Source organism: Cytobacillus sp. FSL K6-0129 (assembly GCF_038007625.1).
GTDB classification, from domain to species: domain Bacteria; phylum Bacillota; class Bacilli; order Bacillales; family Cytobacillaceae; genus Cytobacillus; species Cytobacillus kochii.
Window position 1 is genome coordinate 1,124,504 of the sequence record NZ_JBBOXM010000001.1, and the last position, 19,543, is coordinate 1,144,046.

Here is a 19,543-nt window from a genome sequence, read left to right on the forward strand (position 1 = left end):
TTCTCATACTTTTTAATTTATTTGTCTTTCTTTATCTTTCCAGAAGTCCTTTTTCAATTCTTTTTTATCAATTTTTCCTATTTGAGTTAATGGTAAATTTTCTTTAAAATAGACTTTTTTAGGTACCATATAACTAGATGTCCGCGCTTTACAGAACTCAATAATTTCTTCATCGGAACACTTCAGCCCATCACGTAAAACAACAAAAACTGTTACTAGTTCGCCCCAATCTGGGTCCGGTACGCCAATACATGCACTCATAACAACTGAAGGATGTTGATTAACAACTTTTTCAACTTCAACAGAATAGACGTTCATTCCACCTGAGATGATCATATCTTTCTTTCTATCAACAATATACAAAAAACCTTCTTCATCAAATTGTCCAATATCTCCTGTATGAAACCAGCCATCTTTGATTGCTTCTAATGTTAAATCGGGCCTTTTATAATAGCCTTCCATTAAGTACGGTGATTTTAAAATCACTTCTCCTTTTTCGTATGCTTTAACATCTTGACCTTCCTCGTCTATTATTCGAATCTCGGTCATTAAACAAGGTTTTCCACAACTCTGGAGAAACTTAGCACCTGTCTCTAATGCTCGTACGTGATCGAATTTGTGCATTCTTGTGATAAGAACGTTCGCTTCAGTTGCTCCATATTGCTGCACAAATACCGGTCCAAACAGCTCCATCGCTTCTTTTAATCTTTCGGAAGAAATTGGCGAAGAACCGTAGTGAATGCTTCGTAAAGAACTAACATCAAATTTCACCTTTTTCACTTTGTCGATGATTCTGTAAATGATAGTTGGCACCGTGAATGTAACTGTAATCTTTTTTTCTTGCACCGTCTTTAAAAATGTATCCGGCTTAAAATTATCAATATAAATATGCGCTCCACCAGCTAACGCCCGTAGCATTAAACTTCCCGCTGAATGCTGAAGCGGGGTTGTTAATAACACTTTATCGCGATCATCCATTGGAAACTCTATGAAGCTCGCAATAAGTGCAGCAGCTTTTCCTCCTTGAGAGTGCAGAACACCTTTTGGCCTGCCTGTTGTCCCCCCGGTATAGGAAATCATAGAGATATCCTCAGGTAACATGTCTGGGAATGACGACACATTTTCGACCTTTTGAATCTCTTGTCTGCTTACCGTAGTAAATTCTTCAGGGTATTGTAGATTAAAACCCGCCAATCCCAGTACTTTTACGGATTGATGTTGCTCTTTTTTATCATTTACATATTTCAATACTGTTTTCATATGCATTTCCGTTGCCATAATGACAAAATCCGTATCAGAATCATTTAAAATAAAGTCAACTTCACGAACGCCTAACTTAACACCCATTGGAATTGAAGTTGCACCGCAGCGAGCAACAGCTTGGCTAAATAGAACGAATTCTATACTATTTGGAATGAGATAAGCAACGTGCGACCCTTTTTTTACACCTAAATGAACTAAAAAACTGGCAATTTTGTCTATTTCTTTCCGTAATTCACGGTAGGTTAAGGTTTCATTTGTTGACATGAATGTTACTGCAGGATGCTCTTCAAATCGTTTTAATGCTTTATTCATATAACCTTGAATAGTCTCTATACTCATCAGAATCACCTATCCTTTATTTTATTTTTACTTTGTCTGTAACAATTCTTTCGCAATTGTATTTCTCTGAATTTCAGAAGTACCAGTTAAAATTCTAAACATTCTTACCGTACGATACATTTGTTCAATTGGATGGCCCTTCAAAAGCCCCTGGCCGCCGAAGATTTGCACGGCTTTGTCCAACACACGTCCAGCCACTTCAGATGTAAACAGTTTTACCATTGAGGCAGTTGCTCGATTATCTTCCCCACTCTCGATTCTGTCGATAGCATCGTACACCATACACCTTGCAGCATAAATCTCTGTCGCCATATCCGCTAGCATATGTTGAATAGCTTGAAACTCACCGATTGACTGTCCGAACTGCTTTCGTTCATTTGCTCTTTCAATCGATAAATCTAATGCTCTTTGAGCCACCCCAATATATGTAACCCCCCAAATGGCTCGATTTTGACTGATCCTTTTTATTCCAAGTAAAAATCCTTTCCCTGATGCTCCAAGAATATTTTCAGAAGGTACTCGACAATTATTAAAAATCAGTTCCCCTGTTCCACGTTCTCCTGAAATGGGAATTTGTGTCTCACCTAATTCATAACCCGGTTTTTCATTTGTTTTTTTATCAACTAAAAAGGCCGTTATGCCAACAAATTTTTCTTCAACGACTTCTTTGCAGATTACAATAGCAAAATCTGAATATGGTGCTGCACTAATAAAGTGCTTGATACCATTTAAAATGTATCCATCTCCATCTTTTACGGCAGTCGTTTGGATTGCTCTTGCATCTGAACCTGCTCCTGGCTCGGTTAGAGCGAAACAGCAACTCGTTTCCCCTCTAATTAATGGATTAACATACTTCTCAATCTGTTCTTTTGTGAATGATTCAAGCATCTGCCCGATTCTAAGGACACCGCCTTTTTCACCTAAAACAAATCCCCATAGAGCAGACCCTGACCGAGCTAGTTCTTCTTTTAGCAAACATAACTCTTTTAAACTTACATTTTGACCACCATATTCGTGTGGTAGAGTAATCCCATAAAAACCTAATTCAATGGCTCTATTTCTCACCCATTGAATAGCTTCGTTCGGAATGACCTCTTCCGTCTTAATATTCATTGCTTTTTCATATGGAAGTAGCTCATTATAAATAAAGTCACGCATTTTAGTAAGTAATTCTTGTGATTCACTCGTTATCACCATATATACTCCCTCCTGATTATGTGTAGACATCTATATACATCTTATATAAAACCAAACGATGACGATTCCTTATCCTATTTACATGTTTTTAGTGGAAGAATCTTTTTCTGTTTTATTTTTCCTTATATGTGGAAGTACTAGAACGATAGCTGTTGCTATTAGGAAAAATAGTGAGATCGGGCTTTTAAAGAATACGGTTAAATCACCTGTGGCAGTCAAGATTGCTTTCCTAAGATTATCCTCAAGCATTGGTCCTAATATAAATGCAAAAAAGAACGGTGCTAAAGGGAAATTCGTTTTTCTAAAAAAATAACCTAGCAGTCCAAAAATGATCATAAGCCAGATATCAAAAAAACTATAATTAATCATATAAACACCAATAAAACAAAATGCAGCAATAAATGGAACTAGGAACAGTTCAATTTTTTGGATTAAAAAGGCAAAGGCAGGCACAAAAGCAACGTTTAATATTAACAGCAATACATTTGCAATGAAAAAGCCTGCAAATGATGCCCACACGATGGTTGAAGAATTTTCAAATAAAAGCGGCCCAGGCTGTAAGCCAACCATAAGGAGTCCCCCCATCAATATGGCTGCAGAAGCGGAACCAGGTATACCTAAAGCAAATGTAGGAATAAGTGCACCACCTACTGACGCATTATTGGAAGCTTCTGGACCACTCAATCCAGCAGGGGCACCTTTTCCAAATTCCTCAGGTTTCTTCGACAACTTTTTCTCGACAGTATAAGACAAAAACGTGGATAGAAGACCACCGGGTCCTGGCAAAACCCCTACGATAAATCCGATAATTGATCCTCTTATCATCGAACCCGTGTTACTAACAACCTCACTTACTTTTGGAAATAAAGAGGAGAATTTTATATCTGTCTTCATCCCTCTTGTAGTTACTTTCTCTTCAAGCCTAAACAGTACTTCTGAAATACCAAAAAGCCCAATACCGATGACAGCGATATTCATTCCATCCCATAATTCCACTAAGCCAAAAGTTAAACGTTCCTCACCTGTAACCATATCTGTTCCGATAGTTGATAGTAACAGACCTAACAATGTAGCGATAATTGGTTTTAATGGATTTTTCTGCGTTAACCCACAAGCTACAATCAACGTAAATAAGATGAGTGAGAAATATTCCGTGGGTCCAAACATGAGTGCATATCTAGCAAGGATGGTGGTTAAAAATACCATACCCGCAAACCCAAAAACGCCCCCAACAAATGAAGCAATCGCACTTAATGTTAAGGCATACCCGGCTTTTCCTTTTCTCGCCAATGGGTAACCATCGAATGTTGTCACAATGGCGCCACCATCTCCAGGTACGTTGATTAAGATTGAACTAATCCGTCCCCCATACATCGATCCTAAATAAATACTCATTAATAAAATTAAAGAACTTAACTGGTCCATCTTAAACGTTAAAGGTAACAGAAGGGCCATGCCGGTAATAGGACCCAAGCCAGGTAATGCACCGATGATTGTGCCTAAAGTTACACCAATTACACACCAGAGCATTGCTTCTGGACTTGAAAGCATCGTTGTAAATCCAGTTAATAATTCCGATAACAAAATCTCACCCCCAGAAATGAATTATTTTTCATCCAAAAATACCCAATGGTAGCGGACTATCTAACCACAATTCAAAAATCAAATACATCAAAATCAAAACAACAATGGTAAAGGTAAACGCTTTAAACCAAGGTATTTTCTGCACAAATGCTAAAATGGTGAACATAAACACCCCTATACTTGCTAGCATGCCAATGAAGTGTGATAATCCAATCGTCACTGCAAGAAAGAGGATAATGAAAACTTGTTGAAATCGGATTTTTTTATCGACTTCTTCTTCTGACTCTTTTTTCTTTAATCTCATTATCTGCATAAGGTGGAAGCAAAGAAGCAGGAATAATAATATGGAAATGATTCGTGGAAAAAAGCCTGCTCCAACCGCACCCAGATTAGTCGAATATACTTGTAAACCAAACGACATGATGAGAAAAACAATACTAATAAACAGTAAAAACAATCCAAAATAGCGCTCAACGAACATACGAAACCTCCTTTCGAGAAATGAAATTTAATAATTACAAGAAAATTATTTTTCTAAATCTTCCAAATATTTTTTAAACTCTATTCCTTCTTCTTCAATTAATTTTGTATATTCTTCCGTATTTAGATAATAAGGAGACAAACCACGGTTCTTTAAAAATGTTTTCCAGGTATCTGTTTCTGTCATTTCCTCTAGGTTTTCTGCCCAATAATTAACAACCTTAGCTGAAACGTCCCCACCTGTCCAAATTCCTGTATATCGATGGAAAGCAACTTCCACTCCCGATTCCTTTAAAGTCGGGACATCTGGTAAATCTTTAGAACGTTCTTCTGAAAGGACAGCTAACACTCGCACTTCACCTGTTTTGATATAGTCATTAATTAATGGAAGTACACCTAAGGTTGTATCAATTTGGCCACCGAGTACAGCCGTCAAGCCTTCAGAAGCCCCTTCCATTGGAACGAAGTTTAATTTATCAATACCTGCACCTTGTTTGATTAGATCCCATTTAAAGGCTTCACCCCCATCAATTGGACCGAGTGTACCAATAGTTACATCTTTCTCCGATTTTAATGAACTTAACAACTCCTCTATCGTTTCATATGGGGAGTCTTTATGGACATAGATAAATAGTTCACTAGTAGCCAGGGAAGCAATAGGTTGGAAATCAGAAAACTTTAAACTAAGTCTTGGGTCCCAACCTGGACCATATTCAGGAATCACTATTAACTTGTAAGGATCACTATTTTGCCTCGCTAATTCTTCACTTGCAATACGACCTCCAGCACCTGTTTTATTAGTGACGACAAAAGATTGTTTTATTATCTCTGCATCATTTAAAATTTGTGCCGTTGTACGCATAATTATGTCTTGACCACCACCAGGAGCAAAACCAACAAGTGCATCAATAGATTTATTAGGATAATTCTCTGGTAAGCCTTCATTTTCTTCTTTTGCTTTTTCAGACGAAGATGCAACATCTGATGAATTACACGCGGATAAAACTAGCATTACTAATGTAACTAGCAAAACAACAACGAATGAACGCGCTTTCATTTTTTTCATATTAAAATATTCCCCCCTAATTTTAAATTTATTTTTTATCAGTAAATTGATAACATCTCTAAAGTCGGCTTATCATTATTATCTTTACTGTTACTTCTAATAGTGAATTGATAACAGTCTGTATTTAGATACATGAGCCCTGCTACAAGAGGAGAAGCATCTTTATAGTAAAATACTCGGCTTAATGTCATTAGAGGCTGGTTATTAGGGACGTTTAGCCTATTTGCTATTTCCTTCGAAACAGGACGTACCCCTATTGAACATCTTATTTCCTCAAGACCCAGCAGAGAATTATCTTGGCTTGTTTTTAACAATGTACTTAATGGTTGGTGCTCCACTTCATCGATCATCTTTTCTGTAAAAACTAATTCAGGGGATAAATAGGTAATGTTAAAAGCGATCGGCATATCTTTCAAATAAAATATTCGGTATATTGTACGTATTTTAGTATCCATCGAGCATTCTAGTGCTTCGGCAATATTTTTTGGTATCTCTTCTTCGCCGTATTTGACTAACTTTATTTTCACGTTTAGACCTTGACCTGTTAAAGTTTCATAAAATCCTCTAAAGTTTTGCACGTCTAATACATCGTTCATAATGTCCGTTTGAATGATTGGAAATTTAACATACATACCTTTTCCTTGTTGAATGATAATTAGGTCTTCTTCCAATAAAAGTTTTATTGATTTTCGAACCGTTAATCTGCTTACCCCATATTCTTCTGTTAATTCATGTTCACTAGGTAATCTCTGTCCTGGCTCAAAGATGTTATTCTCAATCTTCCTTTGAAGGTCTTGAGCAATTTGTTTATATAAAGGTATATAACTTTCACGATTAATAGTCATCATAACTCTCCTCACATATATACATGTATATAGATGTTATATATAAACTTAAAAAATTTTTTTCAGGAAAACTATTGGGATAAGCTCTTTAATAAGTCTCATTTCACCCTTAGTTTAAATTCCCAACTTCTTTTGGTTTAGAAACTTCAAACTCCCCCATACATTTATACATGTATGTAGACGTTATATAACAAGTTAAAAAAATACTGATATATTCGCCCTTATGATTAAGGTATGGCAAACGGGCGTATAAACACCAAGCTATTCCTACAGCTTTTTCTAAATATATCTCTTTTCTATTACCCCTCCTAACGAAGATTTGGGCGTATGCCTAGCTTATTAACTAACATTTTATTAAAACTATTTGTAATTGTCAATTTATTCTTAATATTATATTTCCATTATTATAGGCAATTCATTAAATAAACATGTCATTCACTTCATATGAAGATTATGGTCCTTGATCCTATCAAAGATATTATGTTACTAGCTAGGGAGTATAAAACACGGCGGTCATACCCAAGTCAATTATAAATAAAAAGCACCTTTAGGTAGATCTTTTACGTATCTACTCTATAAGGTACTTTTAAATTTACTTCCTACTCTCTTATATAAAACGTAAGTCTACACCATATTAATAGAATCATAGGCGAAGAAATTGAGTAACACTAAGCATTTATCCCTTATGATTATATAGTTCCCACGCTTCATCAAAGACAGTCATCGTTGCTAAATAAGATCCGTTTAACTCAAGGTAAGAACTGATTTCTTGATAGTTCTTAGACATTTTAGGAAAACTATGATCAAGGTAAGCATCGTTTGCAAAAATACTTATTTCATCCTTTGGTTCAGGATGGCGGTAGGTCATTAAAAAATGATAAAAAGATTTTGCCATCGTACCAACTTCCTTTAATCCGTTTTTCTACATCATGAAGGAAAGTTAATAACAAATCAAGCATTAGGTTAATCTAAATGAGAGAAATCAAAATAATTTCTCTTAAGCAATCGTGGTCTAGCCATCAATTCAGCAAAAGAAATCTCCTTATCTATTGTTTTCGTATCAATTAAAAAAAGTTGATCTTCAATTTCTTTAACTTGTTCATCAGGTTGATATTCCATATCACAGTCTTGGCACAAAATAGATGGTGTTTGGGTAATTTCTATTGCTCTCGTGCCATCTGGGAGCTCCCAAAACACACTGGCTTTTGTCTCTTCAATATGCTTACTATCACACCATGTACAATGGCTATGCATTGTTATCACCTCACTCATTAGAAGCTGCCGTTTCCGACTCTGACCTTTTCTTTTGTTCTGCTTGGTATTTCTTTTCTTTTAACTCGTCACGTTTTTCCCTACGATTCTTCAAATTACTATGAGATGGATCATGGTCATAATTATCACGACGATTTAATCTTGATAATCCTTCTGGGACAAGATTAAATGCTTCATCATTCAATAGGCCCGCAATACCTACTTTTGATTTCATATCTTCCATATCTCCATATACACCTTGGAAATAATCATCAGCTTTACCTGCGACATAGTTTTCAGGCTCTGGATAAGTCGTAATTACTCCCTCAAAGTTTCTTAAGACTACTTTATCAGCACTTTGTGAGATCAAGTAATTCGGCTGAAGAGAAATTTTCCCTCCTCCTCCTGGCGCATCGACCACAAAGGTTGGCACAGCATATCCTGAAGTATGACCTCGCAAGCCTTCAATAATCTCTAACCCTTTTGAAACAGGTGCACGGAAATGGCCAATCCCTTCAGATAAGTCACACTGATAAATATAATACGGCCTTACCCTAATCTTAACTAAGTCATGCATCAGTTTCTTCATAATTGCTACACTATCATTGATTCCTGCCAAAATAACTGATTGATTACCTACTGGCACACCAGCATTTGCTAACATTTCACAAGCCTTTTTCGATTCTTCAGTAATTTCAATCGATGTATTAAAATGGGTATTTAACCAGACTGGATGATACTTTTTCAAAATATTACATAGATTCTCCGTGATTCTTTGCGGGAATACGACAGGTGCTCTTGTACCAATTCTAATAATTTCCACGTGATCAATTTCTCGCAAGCTTTTTAAAATATACTCAAGTATTTTATCGTTGATTAATAGACCATCTCCTCCAGATATGAGGACATCACGAACTTCAGGTGTGTTTCTAATATACTCAATTGCATCATCTAATTGTTTCTTCGGCACACCCATGCCAATTTGACCGGAAAACCTTCTCCTTGTACAATAACGGCAATACATAGAACATTGATTAGTTACTAAGAAGAGGACACGATCTGGATAACGATGAGTCAATCCAGCAACAGGCGAATCCTCGTCCTCATGAAGTGGATCTTCCAAATCATATTTGGTTTTATGAATTTCTTCTGAAATGGGTACAGATTGCATGCGAATCGGACAGCGTGGATCATCTTGACTCATAAGTGAGGCATAATAAGGTGTAATATTCAATGGAATGGTTTTCGTTGATATTTTAACCCCTTCTTCTTCTTCAGGCGTTAAATCAATAACCTTTTTTAAATCATCTAACGTTCTTATCGTATTGGTTAGTTGCCATAACCAATCGTTCCATTTTTCCTCAGGTACGTCTTTCCAAAGTTCGATATCCTTCCAATGCCTTTTTGGCTTATACAAAAACTGTTTCACATGATTTCCCCCTTCAAAGTAGTCGTCAATTTTATTATGCAAAAGCCATGCCAACTATTTCATTCTAAGAATAAGATATGCGAACACCTACACAGTGGATACAAATGGAGGGAACAGCTAATAGAAGGGCTCTTAACAAATGGTGGTCATAAAAAAAATGCCGATTATTCGGCACTTTAAGAAGAACATTTATTATGTCAAAGCTTAGTCATCCCCTATCATTCTTTAGCACCTGATATCACTTCAAGCCTTTGTAGTTTATATTGAAGCGTTTGCCTTGGAATTTGTAACAATTTAGCTGCTTTTAATATATTTCCCTCTGTCTGGTTGATGGCTTCCTCTATTAATTGGTTCTCCAATTTGGCTAAAGCGGGACGCAGGGCAAAGTCAGTTTGTTTAGTAGAGTCCTTCTTTTCTTTTACATATTGTTTAAGCATTAGAGGGAGATCTTGAATAGTCAGGGTTGATCCATTACACACATTCATCATATATTCAATCGTATGCTTAAGTTCCCTGACATTTCCTGGCCATTTGTACTTGAAAAAAAACTGCTGTACTTGTGGGTGTAGACCTGTAATATTTTTTAAAAATTGCTCGTTATATTGCTTAATGAAATGTTCAGTTAAGAAAACAATGTCTTTTTTCCTTTCTCTTAAAGGTAATAATTCAAACGTGAGTACATTTAAACGATAGAATAAGTCTGCTCGTATTTTCCCTTCTGCCAGGGCAATTTGAGGGTGAATATTCATTGCCGCAATGACGCGAAAGTTCACATATGTGTTTGTTGTGCTTCCTAGTCTCCTCACTTGACCATCTTCTAACACACGTAATAGCTTCGCTTGTAGCTCTATAGGCATCGCATGAATCTCATCTAAAAATAATGTGCCCCCATCAGCCAACTCGAATAATCCTGGCCGATCCATGGCACCAGTATAGCTTCCTTTCGTTGTCCCGAATAAGACACTTTCTAATAAAGATTCTGGAATAGCAGCACAGTTTTGTGCAATAAAGGGAGCATTTGCCGAGAGTGATGCATCATGTATTCCTTGAACAAATAATTCCTTTCCGCTTCCACTTTCCCCAATTACAAGCATCGGTGACTGTGAACGGGCTAGTTTTTTTGCTTCGTTTTTTACCGCTATCATTTTCTCATCTTTTGTTAATAAGCTATCAAGGGTATATTTGGTTGCATGTGAATGACTTGTTGCTGTTTTTCTTTTGCTTTTTACTTTTGATCTTAAATCAATCAAACTATCATTCAGTTCTTTAATTCGCGAATAATCTTTCGCAATTTCAACCGCACCAGCAACTTTCCCATCAAGCTCGATCGGTAAAGTAGTATTGACGGTCTCAATCTGTTTTCCATATAAGTTCACATAACTTTGCTGTTCATTGATCATTGGTTGCTGAGTTTGCATGACATTAAACAATGTGCTCGTATTTTTGTTTAACGAGGGAAAAACGTCTAAAAGTGGTCTTCCTAACACTTCTTCTATTTTTAAACCATCATGTTTGGCCGCTATCTCATTGTAGTAGATCGTATAGCCATGTTGATCAACAACATGAATCCCTTCGTCTATGCTATTTAAAATTGCTGATAAGACCTCTTTAGAAATACCGTACTCGCTTGTCAATCTCATTCCCCCTCTATTCCATAAATACAGATGAGGTGCCGAAAATTTGTCATACACTGCCAACTTTTGGGCAAATTATTTTAAGATCGTTGTTGATAAATCTTTTACCCAAACATTCATATCCTCGAGTTTATTAAAAATATAACAATTCTTTCCTAACCTTCCACGATAGACGTAGTCTAATTGGTGTAGGGCTGCGTTCATACCAAAAGATAAAGAACGAGCAATCGAATAAGCACAAAAGATTCCATCATTTGCAAGTTCCTTCTCTAATCTCTGTAATAACACTTTCATTAGTCCATGCTTACGATGTTCCACTAAAGTAGCACAATCCGTTAGCTCTGCGTTTTTATACTCATTATTTACTTCTGCTGAAGCAGCGCTTACAATTTCATCTGCATAAACATAACCAAAATAAATCGTACCATCATTCATTGTTTTCTTAATATACTCGGGGTCATGAAGAGGCGTTGGATATACTTCAAATATAGCCCGATAAAGTGTAGCCAACCCTTTGGCATCATTTTCTGTCATTCTTCTTAATTGATAGTCTGCGGGTGGGATATTTATTTGAAACTCCTTTGACAATTTAGAAACATTTTCAACAATCTCATCTTCTTTTATCCAGTCATCACTTCTTCTTCTTTCTGTTTGATAATACTTACAGAAAAAGAATAAATCAGACCCAAGAAAATAGCGATTTATGGTAGCTTCACATAGAAAACCATTCTGTATCAGCGTTTCAAAATCCTCCTTTCTTGCTTTAATTATTACCTTTTCAATCTCATGTTCATCGGAAACTTCAGTTATTTTTTTTATGATTGCGCACATATCACCACGATAATCATCAATCCTTATTCGTTTATTATAGAAATCCTTTACAACGTCCATTACGTAATGATTTGTACACAGTTTTTCCTGTCTGATTTCAACCATTTTTCGCCCTCCATTATAGAAAAAGCCCGGCTTTCGCCGAGCCTTCATATTCTGTCACTCATTTGGTTCCTTACGCTAAGCGAAAGCTTACTAGTTTCATTTCAGTCATTTCTTCCACCGCATATTTTATTCCTTCTCTACCTGTTCCACTTTCCTTCACGCCTCCATATGGCATATGATCTACTCTAAATGTTGGGAAATCATTAATCATCACACCACCAACATGCAGCTTTTTCGCAGCCTGAAACGCTCTTTGCAAGTCATTTGTAAACACACCTGCTTGTAACCCATATTTAGATTGATTCACCCAATCAAGTGCAGTATCAAATGAAGCAAACTCATTAATATGAACGACCGGGGCAAAGGCTTCCTCACAAGAAACTTTATCATCCAACCTTGTATTTAATAATATAGTTGGTTGCAGTACACCCTCTTCTTCTCTTCCTCCATATGCTAACTCAGCACCATTCCTTATCGCTTCATCAATCCATGCTGAAGCCCTCACTGTATCGTCTTCAGATATCAAAGCTGATACATCTGTTCGGTCATCGAGGGGGTTTCCTAAATGAAGCTTTTTGGTTTCAGCAACAAAGGCTTTCACAAAAGAAGCAAAAACATTTTGATGAACGAAGACTCTTTGTACGGAAATACACACTTGACCTTGAAAATTATAAGCTCCAGCAACAATCCGAGGTACGATTCTTTCAATATTTGTATGTTCATCAACAACAACAGCTGAATTGGATCCTAATTCAAGCGTCACCCTTTTTAAACCAGCATTTTCTTTAATTGATTTTCCAACTGCAGGCGAGCCCGTAAAAGTAATCATCGCAATTCGTTCATCACTGGTGAAAACATCGCCAATTATACTCCCGCTCCCTGTAACAACATTGAGCGCACCTGCTGGAAGACCTGCCTCTTGAAACATTTCGGCGATTTTATAGGCTGATAGCGGAGTTTGACTTGCTGGTTTAAGCACAACAGCATTTCCAGCTGCAATTGCAGGACCAACTTTATGAGCAACAAGATTCATAGGGAAATTGAAAGGGGTAATCGCAGCAATAACTCCAAGTGGTTCGCGAACAGTGTAAGCCACCCTTCCCTCTCCTCCTGGAGCCGCATCCATAGGGATTGTTTCACCTTGGATATTCCTTGCTTCTTGAGCGGCAAATCGATAGGTCATAATGGTCCGCTCTACTTCTGCTAATGCCGCTTTTATCGGTTTTGCTGCTTCTTTTGCAATGATCTCAGCACAATTTTGTCTTTGCGCCTTTAATTGTTCAACAACAGATTCTAAAATCTCTGCTCTTTGATAAGCAGGCATTTCTCTCATTTTTTTCGCCGCTTCATTTGCTGATTCTATCGCCTCTTCTACTTCATTTGATGAAGCTTGAGCGATTTCTGCTATTACCTCTTGGTTATAAGGACTTTTTAGTGCTTTTAACGTTTGCGTATTTTTATGTTTTCCGTTAATCCATAATAATTGCTGCATCTAAATTGCCTCCTACTAATCTTTTAATATTGTTTGTTTATCTATTATTTACCCTTCTGCAACCAACAACTAACCTAAGCAACTATCTATTTACTCTTCAACCATGCCACACCATGAAACAATGGAGAGGGCAATTACCTCAGCAGCCTCAAATACATCATCTAAAAAAATATATTCATTAGCATCATGAGCAGAAGCTGTGACACCTGGACCAATGACAACAACCGGTGTATGACCAACGTTTGATAAGATGCCTCCGTCCGTTCCCCACGGAGAGGCTTCAATGATTGCTTCTTTATTTGTCACCCTTTCAAAAGCTTTACCGACAGTAGTGATTAATGGATGATCACTTTCTAGATTCCCCGGTTGCCACCTGCCTCCAAACCATTCAATACTTGGTATATTTTCTGATAGCCATCCATCTTTCACACACACCTCATCAATGGCCGCTTCTAATTCTTTTTCTACGTCTTCCATTCTCTCATGAGGAGCTACACCGATCCTGCCCTCAATTATAGCTATATCCGGTACAGAAGATGGCCAATCTCCACTCTTAATTTTGCCAATATTCACTGGCACAGGGATGGGTATATTTTCATATAAAGGATCGTCAATTCTCGCATTTCGCACTCTCTCTAGCTGCTGAAGTCCTTCTATGACTAACATCGATTTTTCAATGGCATTGATTCCTTCATATCTGGTGCCACCATGTGCTGATTTACCTTTCACAGATACACGAAACCACATTGACCCTTGTTGCTTTGGAAATACTTTCATATTAGTAGGCTCTGGTATGATTGCGCCGTCCGCTTGGTAACCTCTTAAAACAGCTGCTAATGTTCCTGCTCCTCCACTTTCTTCTTCTATCACACTTTGAAAGATAACATCACCTTTCAGTTTAATATTTGAAGCAATAATCGCTTCTAAAGCGAGTAGTAATGCGGCTGTTCCACCTTTCATATCTGTTGTACCTCTACCGTACATTTTACCTTCTTGGATATGCCCACTAAACGGATCATCTGTCCAGTCATTTATATCCCCTTCTGGTACAACATCAATATGACCATTTAAAATGATTGATTTGCCGTCTCCTTTGCCCTTTAGAACAGCCACTACATTTGGATTACCACTATAATCCTTTCTATCAGAACAATAAGCAGGATGTTTAAGCAGCTCTTCATCTCCAATTTCCCATATATCGAGGGCAAGCCCTAATTTACGGCATTTTTCAATAATAATTGCTTGTGCACTACTCTCGTTTCCACGCGTACTTTTTTCTTGAACAAGCCTTTGTAAAAAACGTGTACCCCTCGCTCGATTTTCATTTAACCAGTCTTTGAGTTTTAAATCTTCATTCATCGAAGCCCCACTCCTTTAAAGATATCGTCGATGGTGAAAAAGGTTAAATCATGTGGAAAAAGTGCTTTCTTTTCAGTTATTCGCTAATGCTAAGTATTTTCCTTTGCCCTATGAAAAAATAATCTTGTCATGGAGTGACACAGTTGCATCAGTAAGTTGTAATACTTCATCAATAGTATGAGGTTTAAAGACCTCATGAAGAACTAATCCACGATTTTTCTCAACCGAAAAAACTGCCATATCTGTAATAACCATATTGACACAAGCAGTTGAGGTTAAAGGAAGACTACATTTTTGCACAATTTTCGATTGACCGTGTTTATCCGTTTGATTCATGACGACGATCACTTTTTTCGCTTTTTGGGCTAGCTCCATTGCCCCCCCCATCCCCGGTACCTTTTTACCCGGGACAATCCAATTAGCTAAATCACCGGTTTCACTCACTTGTAATGATCCTAAAATGGTTAAATCCACCTTACCCCTACGAATCATGCCAAAAGCGAGCGCGCTATCAAAATAAGAACCACCTGTAACTAAAGAAACAGGAAATCCACCGGCATTGCATAAGTTTTCATCTTCTTCGCCATGGATGGGGCTCGGTCCCATCCCAATAATGCCATTCTCGGCATGAAACATGACGGCAAAATCTCTAGGGAGATGATCAGGTACTAATGAGGGTATACCTATGCCGAGATTCACAACCATTCCAGATTTGATTTCTGCAGCTGCTCTTTTGGCCATACGATTTCGCTTTTCTATTGCCAAGCCCATTTCCAGTCAACCCCCTCAGATTGGATGATATAATCAACAAATACACCAGGCGTAATTATTTCTTCTGCCTCTAAACTTCCAACTGGAACAATTTCTTCTACTTCAGCAATGGTAATGTCTCCTGCCATCGCACAAAGGGGATTCGTATTTCTTGCACTTTTATCAAAAATGAGATTACCAAATGTATCTGCTTTCTTAGCATAAACGATACTAATATCCGCTGTTAACGCCGTTTCAACCATATAGCGCTTTTCAGCGATTTCACAAAAAACCTTGCCCTTTTGTACGATATCATTATCGATTGCAATATCTGATAAAATCCCTGGTAACCCCATACCGCCAGCTCTGATACGCTCTGCCAGTATCCCTTGTGGAGAAAATTCAACCGCCATCCTCCCATCTGTCATTAATTGGCCTGCAATCGGATTAGAGCCGATATGAGAAGTAATTATATGGGACACACGGCCGAGGCTAACGATTTTTCCAATACCAATATGAGGAAACCCAGTATCGTTACCAATAAGCTTTAACTGTGAGACCCCTTTTTGCTTAATCGCTTCAATCAGTGTCGGCGGTGATCCTACCCCACCAAAACCACCATACATTAATGTCATACCGTCAAAAAATAAGTGATCCACTTCTTCAATAGATGAAACTTTATTGAGTGCCTGTTTCACTCTTCATCACCTTCTAACTTTAACTCGACTTCTTTTAAATAAAAGTTCGTAAATTGTTGTAAGGTTTCTTGCAAGCGTTGAATTAAGTCATCCATTTCTTTAAAAGTAATATTCAAAGGGGGGGCAATCATAACTGCATCTCCATTCACACCGTCTGAACCTGCTCCAGCAGGATAAACAAGTAACCCATGATGTTGAGCAATACTAATCATACTTTCGGTTACTTTCATCGCCCTAGGGAATGGCTTCTTTTCTACAAAGTTCTGGACAAACTCTATCCCCAGCATTAAACCTCTTCCCCTTATATCCCCGATAAATGAAAAACTTTTTTGTAGCTGTAATAACTTTGCTTTTAAATATTCACCTTTTTTCTTTACTTCAGGTATAATTTTATTCTTTTCTAAATATTCTATGACAGCGAGTGAAACGGCACAGGCTTGAGGGTTAGCACTCAAAGTATGCCCTCCCATAATTGTCTTAGAACCTGAGACAATCGGTTCCATCACATGATCACCGACTAAAGTAGCAGCAATCGGCGTGTATCCCGCCCCCATCCCTTTACCTAATGTAACGATATCTGGTTCAACACCCCACTGCTCACAAGCGAGCATTGTACCTGTGCGTCCAAATCCCGTCATTACTTCATCCGCAATAAATAAGATTTGATGGCGCTCACAAATCTCTTTAATAATCTTGTAATAATCTTGCGGTGGAGTGATAGCTGCCCCCGATGCCCCAATGATCGGCTCCGCTATAAAAGCAGCAATATGCTCACTCCCTATCCTTCTAATCATATTATCTAACTCATTTGCACAGAGGTAACCACACTCAGGAGCTTCTTTATTGTACGGACACCTGTAACAATAAGGAGGTTGAATTACTGGAAAATCTTCTAATAGGGGAATAAACCGCGCTCTTCTCCCAGTATGCCCTGACATAGAAAGTGCACCTAAAGTGATTCCGTGATAACTCATCCATCTAGATAAAACCTTTGTCTTGGTCATCACACCTTTTTCTTGCCAATATTGAATACTAATTTTCATGGCAGTTTCTGTTGCTTCCGACCCGCTATTGACAAAGAAACACCAATTCAACTCTGGGAAGGATAAACTTGCTATTTTCTTGGCTAACTTTTCTGCTGGCTCACTTGTGAACTGTGAGCGATATACAAAAGATACTCGCTTAGCCTGTTCTGTCATTGCATCAATAATTTCCTGAACTCCATGACCGATATTTGCCGTAATCGCTCCAGATGAAGCATCGAGATATTCCTTCCCCTCACTATCGTACAAATATACACCCTTGCCATAATCAATCATTGGATACTCTGCATCTATTACAGGTTTGATTAAATATGTGCGGTCCATCCCCATCCCCCTTACTAATCGAGCATTTAAACGTACATAAAGAAAACCCGCTAAAACCTACCAATAACATGTGAGGTAAACGAGCAATGAAGTATTATTATTTTTTTGGAGCGGGCGAATCAGATTGATTTATGTTTTTATTTCAATTGTATGTTTGAGAAATGTAAAACTTTCTTAAAGATTTAAAAGAATATTTTAGTTGCCATTGTTATGAATTGAATGAGGGATTTGACGGAGGCTCTAAGTGTGAAGTCAGCTTGATTTGTGTATTAATGACTTAACGAATAAAAAAACAGTATACCCAATTTCATGAGTACACTGTTTCCCTATCTATTCACCTACAAAAATCTCCACATCTTCTTTTTCCGCTTTAATGGTAGCATACGACCCAAACGGAATCGTCGCTGCTTGATTTGTATGTCCAAAGTCAATATTGGCAATAATTGGAACACCGCTAATTTCCTTTTTCGATTCAATCATTTTCTTTAAGAAATAATCTGTAACCTGTGATTCCTTTTGAAATCTCCCGATAAGTATCGCTTTTATCTCATTCGCATCTTTTTGCTGTAGCAAAGATTGCAGCCCCCGTTCAAAAAGAAAGGGATGTGATTCTTCATTATCCTCTATAAAGATAATCGCACCTTTCAATGAAGGCATATATTCTGTCCCTTGTAATGACGTTAATGTTGATAAATTTCCACCTATTAATTTTCCGCTTGCCTCTCCTTCTTGAAGAACAAGATAGCCTTCGGATGCTATATACTGCTTTTCATCTTGCTCCAGATGCCATGGATCATCACTCCATTTATCCGAAGGTTCAATTTCATACATGCCATCAGTCGTTACTGCTTGAAGGAAGCTATTGAGTGTATATTCAAACCCATATTTTATACCAAAATCAGCAAAGAAAGGGCCGGAGTATGTAATTAAGCCCGTTTTATGATGAATGGCAGCTAGCAATGCTGTTATATCACTATACCCACAAAAAACCTTTGGGTTGTTCTTGATTAATGAATAATCAATTGATTTTAATAATTGATTGGTATTATAACCGCCTATACCAGCTATAATCGCTTTAACATTCGGGTCACGAAACGCATCATGTATATCTGCCACTCTTTGCTCAATACTTGTACTAAAAAAATCATCATGTTCGAGGACATATTGACCATATGTTATTTTAAATCCTAAATTAGCTAACCGTTCTTCTGCTAATCTTCTTTGTTCACCCTTTATGACAGCCATACTTCTTGAAGGAGCAATGATTCTGATTTCATCTCCTGATTGTAATCTCTTTGGAAACATCTATGTACACATCCACTTTTTTCTTTCTATTTTACCGTAATTTTCATCTAATTTCGACAAGATACATGAAATCTTGTTTATAATCACTCAACGATTTTCCACTTGTTATTCACTGACAAATATGTTGATGAAAAAAGAGAGACTCCTAAAAGCCCCTCCTTATTCTTTATTATTACCAGTTACCACACCAGCTAGCACCGATGATTACTAACAAGATAAATAATACTACAATTAACGCAAAGCCACCGAATGCTCCATTTCCACAACCACCGTATCCACCTACTGGATAGCTATAATAAGGTTGAACTTGTTGAGCACAAGGATCGCATCCATATCCGTAATTCATAATCATTCCACTCCTCTTTTTGTTTTAGGCATTTTCAAAATCATCATATGACATAGGTTCTTGTCCTGCATGTGTTTTTGCCCAATTTTTTTAGAATGTCAGTTTTTTTCTTTTTCCTCTAGACGTAAAGCGTTTTCATCTCATACAATTTAATTACAAGATAAATTGGGTAATCTAAAATTGTCATATTTAAAGGAGTACA

General features: G+C 37.4%; 18 protein-coding genes. All 18 read right to left on the minus strand.

Annotation, left to right across the window (positions count from 1 at the left end; translation table 11 throughout):
* Positions 1 to 12: 12 nt before the first annotated feature.
* Positions 13 to 1,602, minus strand: coding sequence for a class I adenylate-forming enzyme family protein (locus tag MHI57_RS05390; protein ID WP_340975317.1), 1,590 nt, complete (start codon positions 1,600 to 1,602; stop codon positions 13 to 15).
* A gap of 27 nt (positions 1,603 to 1,629) precedes the next feature.
* Complete coding sequence (locus tag MHI57_RS05395) at positions 1,630 to 2,799, minus strand: acyl-CoA dehydrogenase family protein (protein ID WP_322909521.1); 1,170 nt, start codon at positions 2,797 to 2,799, stop codon at positions 1,630 to 1,632.
* Positions 2,800 to 2,877: 78 nt separating this feature from the next.
* Complete coding sequence (locus MHI57_RS05400) at positions 2,878 to 4,383, minus strand: tripartite tricarboxylate transporter permease (RefSeq protein ID WP_340975318.1); 1,506 nt, start codon at positions 4,381 to 4,383, stop codon at positions 2,878 to 2,880.
* Positions 4,384 to 4,411: 28 nt separating this feature from the next.
* Entirely contained in the window at positions 4,412 to 4,864 is a 453-nt protein-coding gene (locus MHI57_RS05405; RefSeq protein ID WP_307313261.1) for a tripartite tricarboxylate transporter TctB family protein, read from the minus strand.
* A 45-nt stretch (positions 4,865 to 4,909) separates the two neighbouring features.
* Positions 4,910 to 5,929 carry a tripartite tricarboxylate transporter substrate binding protein gene (locus MHI57_RS05410; protein WP_095372888.1) on the minus strand — a complete coding sequence of 340 codons (1,020 nt, stop codon included), beginning with the start codon at positions 5,927 to 5,929 and terminating at the stop codon, positions 4,910 to 4,912.
* 38 nt (positions 5,930 to 5,967) lie between these two features.
* Positions 5,968 to 6,774 carry a GntR family transcriptional regulator gene (locus MHI57_RS05415; protein ID WP_180316956.1) on the minus strand — a complete coding sequence of 269 codons (807 nt, stop codon included), beginning with the start codon at positions 6,772 to 6,774 and terminating at the stop codon, positions 5,968 to 5,970.
* A gap of 676 nt (positions 6,775 to 7,450) precedes the next feature.
* Entirely contained in the window at positions 7,451 to 7,669 is a 219-nt protein-coding gene (locus MHI57_RS05420; protein ID WP_095372886.1) for a YozE family protein, read from the minus strand.
* Between the two features lie 68 nt (positions 7,670 to 7,737).
* Positions 7,738 to 8,028, minus strand: coding sequence for a YokU family protein (locus MHI57_RS05425; RefSeq protein WP_095372885.1), 291 nt, complete (start codon positions 8,026 to 8,028; stop codon positions 7,738 to 7,740).
* 10 nt (positions 8,029 to 8,038) lie between these two features.
* The gene (gene ablA / locus MHI57_RS05430) at positions 8,039 to 9,454 is read right to left on the minus strand and encodes a lysine 2,3-aminomutase (protein WP_095372884.1); all 1,416 of its coding nucleotides are present in this window, start codon (positions 9,452 to 9,454) and stop codon (positions 8,039 to 8,041) included.
* A gap of 218 nt (positions 9,455 to 9,672) precedes the next feature.
* Positions 9,673 to 11,088, minus strand: a complete 1,416-nt coding sequence (locus MHI57_RS05435) for a sigma-54 interaction domain-containing protein (RefSeq protein WP_307313254.1) — start codon at positions 11,086 to 11,088, stop codon at positions 9,673 to 9,675.
* A 75-nt stretch (positions 11,089 to 11,163) separates the two neighbouring features.
* Complete coding sequence (ablB, locus tag MHI57_RS05440) at positions 11,164 to 12,024, minus strand: putative beta-lysine N-acetyltransferase (RefSeq protein ID WP_095372882.1); 861 nt, start codon at positions 12,022 to 12,024, stop codon at positions 11,164 to 11,166.
* 70 nt (positions 12,025 to 12,094) lie between these two features.
* Positions 12,095 to 13,516, minus strand: coding sequence for an aldehyde dehydrogenase family protein (locus tag MHI57_RS05445; RefSeq protein WP_095372881.1), 1,422 nt, complete (start codon positions 13,514 to 13,516; stop codon positions 12,095 to 12,097).
* 90 nt (positions 13,517 to 13,606) lie between these two features.
* The gene (locus MHI57_RS05450) at positions 13,607 to 14,875 is read right to left on the minus strand and encodes a peptidase (protein ID WP_095372880.1); all 1,269 of its coding nucleotides are present in this window, start codon (positions 14,873 to 14,875) and stop codon (positions 13,607 to 13,609) included.
* A 108-nt stretch (positions 14,876 to 14,983) separates the two neighbouring features.
* Positions 14,984 to 15,646 carry a 3-oxoacid CoA-transferase subunit B gene (locus MHI57_RS05455; protein WP_340975320.1) on the minus strand — a complete coding sequence of 221 codons (663 nt, stop codon included), beginning with the start codon at positions 15,644 to 15,646 and terminating at the stop codon, positions 14,984 to 14,986.
* Positions 15,631 to 16,323, minus strand: coding sequence for a CoA transferase subunit A (locus MHI57_RS05460; protein ID WP_340975321.1), 693 nt, complete (start codon positions 16,321 to 16,323; stop codon positions 15,631 to 15,633). The genes MHI57_RS05455 and MHI57_RS05460 overlap by 16 nt, the downstream gene beginning before the upstream one ends.
* A complete protein-coding gene (locus tag MHI57_RS05465; protein WP_340975322.1) occupies positions 16,320 to 17,690 on the minus strand; it encodes an aspartate aminotransferase family protein in 1,371 nt (456 codons plus the stop codon). Before MHI57_RS05465 ends, MHI57_RS05460 begins: the two co-directional genes overlap by 4 nt.
* Before the next feature lie 330 nt (positions 17,691 to 18,020).
* Positions 18,021 to 18,995 (minus strand): S66 peptidase family protein, encoded by a 975-nt coding sequence (locus MHI57_RS05470; protein ID WP_340975324.1) that lies wholly within the window; start codon positions 18,993 to 18,995, stop codon positions 18,021 to 18,023.
* A gap of 172 nt (positions 18,996 to 19,167) precedes the next feature.
* Positions 19,168 to 19,341, minus strand: a complete 174-nt coding sequence (locus tag MHI57_RS05475; RefSeq protein ID WP_095372875.1) for a YjcZ family sporulation protein — start codon at positions 19,339 to 19,341, stop codon at positions 19,168 to 19,170.
* Positions 19,342 to 19,543: the final 202 nt, after the last annotated feature.

Bases quoted from the DNA above. Each gene is read 5' to 3' on its own strand.
- MHI57_RS05390 (WP_340975317.1), bottom strand. From the start codon at position 1,602: ATGAGTATAGAGACTATTCAAGGTTATATGAATAAAGCATTAAAACGA.
- MHI57_RS05395 (WP_322909521.1), bottom strand. From the start codon at position 2,799: ATGGTGATAACGAGTGAATCACAAGAATTACTTACTAAAATGCGTGAC.
- MHI57_RS05405 (WP_307313261.1), bottom strand. From the start codon at position 4,864: ATGTTCGTTGAGCGCTATTTTGGATTGTTTTTACTGTTTATTAGTATT.
- MHI57_RS05410 (WP_095372888.1), bottom strand. From the start codon at position 5,929: ATGAAAAAAATGAAAGCGCGTTCATTCGTTGTTGTTTTGCTAGTTACA.
- MHI57_RS05415 (WP_180316956.1), bottom strand. From the start codon at position 6,774: ATGACTATTAATCGTGAAAGTTATATACCTTTATATAAACAAATTGCT.
- MHI57_RS05420 (WP_095372886.1), bottom strand. From the start codon at position 7,669: ATGGCAAAATCTTTTTATCATTTTTTAATGACCTACCGCCATCCTGAA.
- MHI57_RS05425 (WP_095372885.1), bottom strand. From the start codon at position 8,028: ATGCATAGCCATTGTACATGGTGTGATAGTAAGCATATTGAAGAGACA.
- ablB (WP_095372882.1), bottom strand. From the start codon at position 12,024: ATGGTTGAAATCAGACAGGAAAAACTGTGTACAAATCATTACGTAATG.
- MHI57_RS05445 (WP_095372881.1), bottom strand. From the start codon at position 13,516: ATGCAGCAATTATTATGGATTAACGGAAAACATAAAAATACGCAAACG.
- MHI57_RS05450 (WP_095372880.1), bottom strand. From the start codon at position 14,875: ATGAATGAAGATTTAAAACTCAAAGACTGGTTAAATGAAAATCGAGCG.
- MHI57_RS05455 (WP_340975320.1), bottom strand. From the start codon at position 15,646: ATGGGCTTGGCAATAGAAAAGCGAAATCGTATGGCCAAAAGAGCAGCT.
- MHI57_RS05465 (WP_340975322.1), bottom strand. From the start codon at position 17,690: ATGGACCGCACATATTTAATCAAACCTGTAATAGATGCAGAGTATCCA.
- MHI57_RS05470 (WP_340975324.1), bottom strand. From the start codon at position 18,995: ATGTTTCCAAAGAGATTACAATCAGGAGATGAAATCAGAATCATTGCT.
- MHI57_RS05475 (WP_095372875.1), bottom strand. From the start codon at position 19,341: ATGAATTACGGATATGGATGCGATCCTTGTGCTCAACAAGTTCAACCT.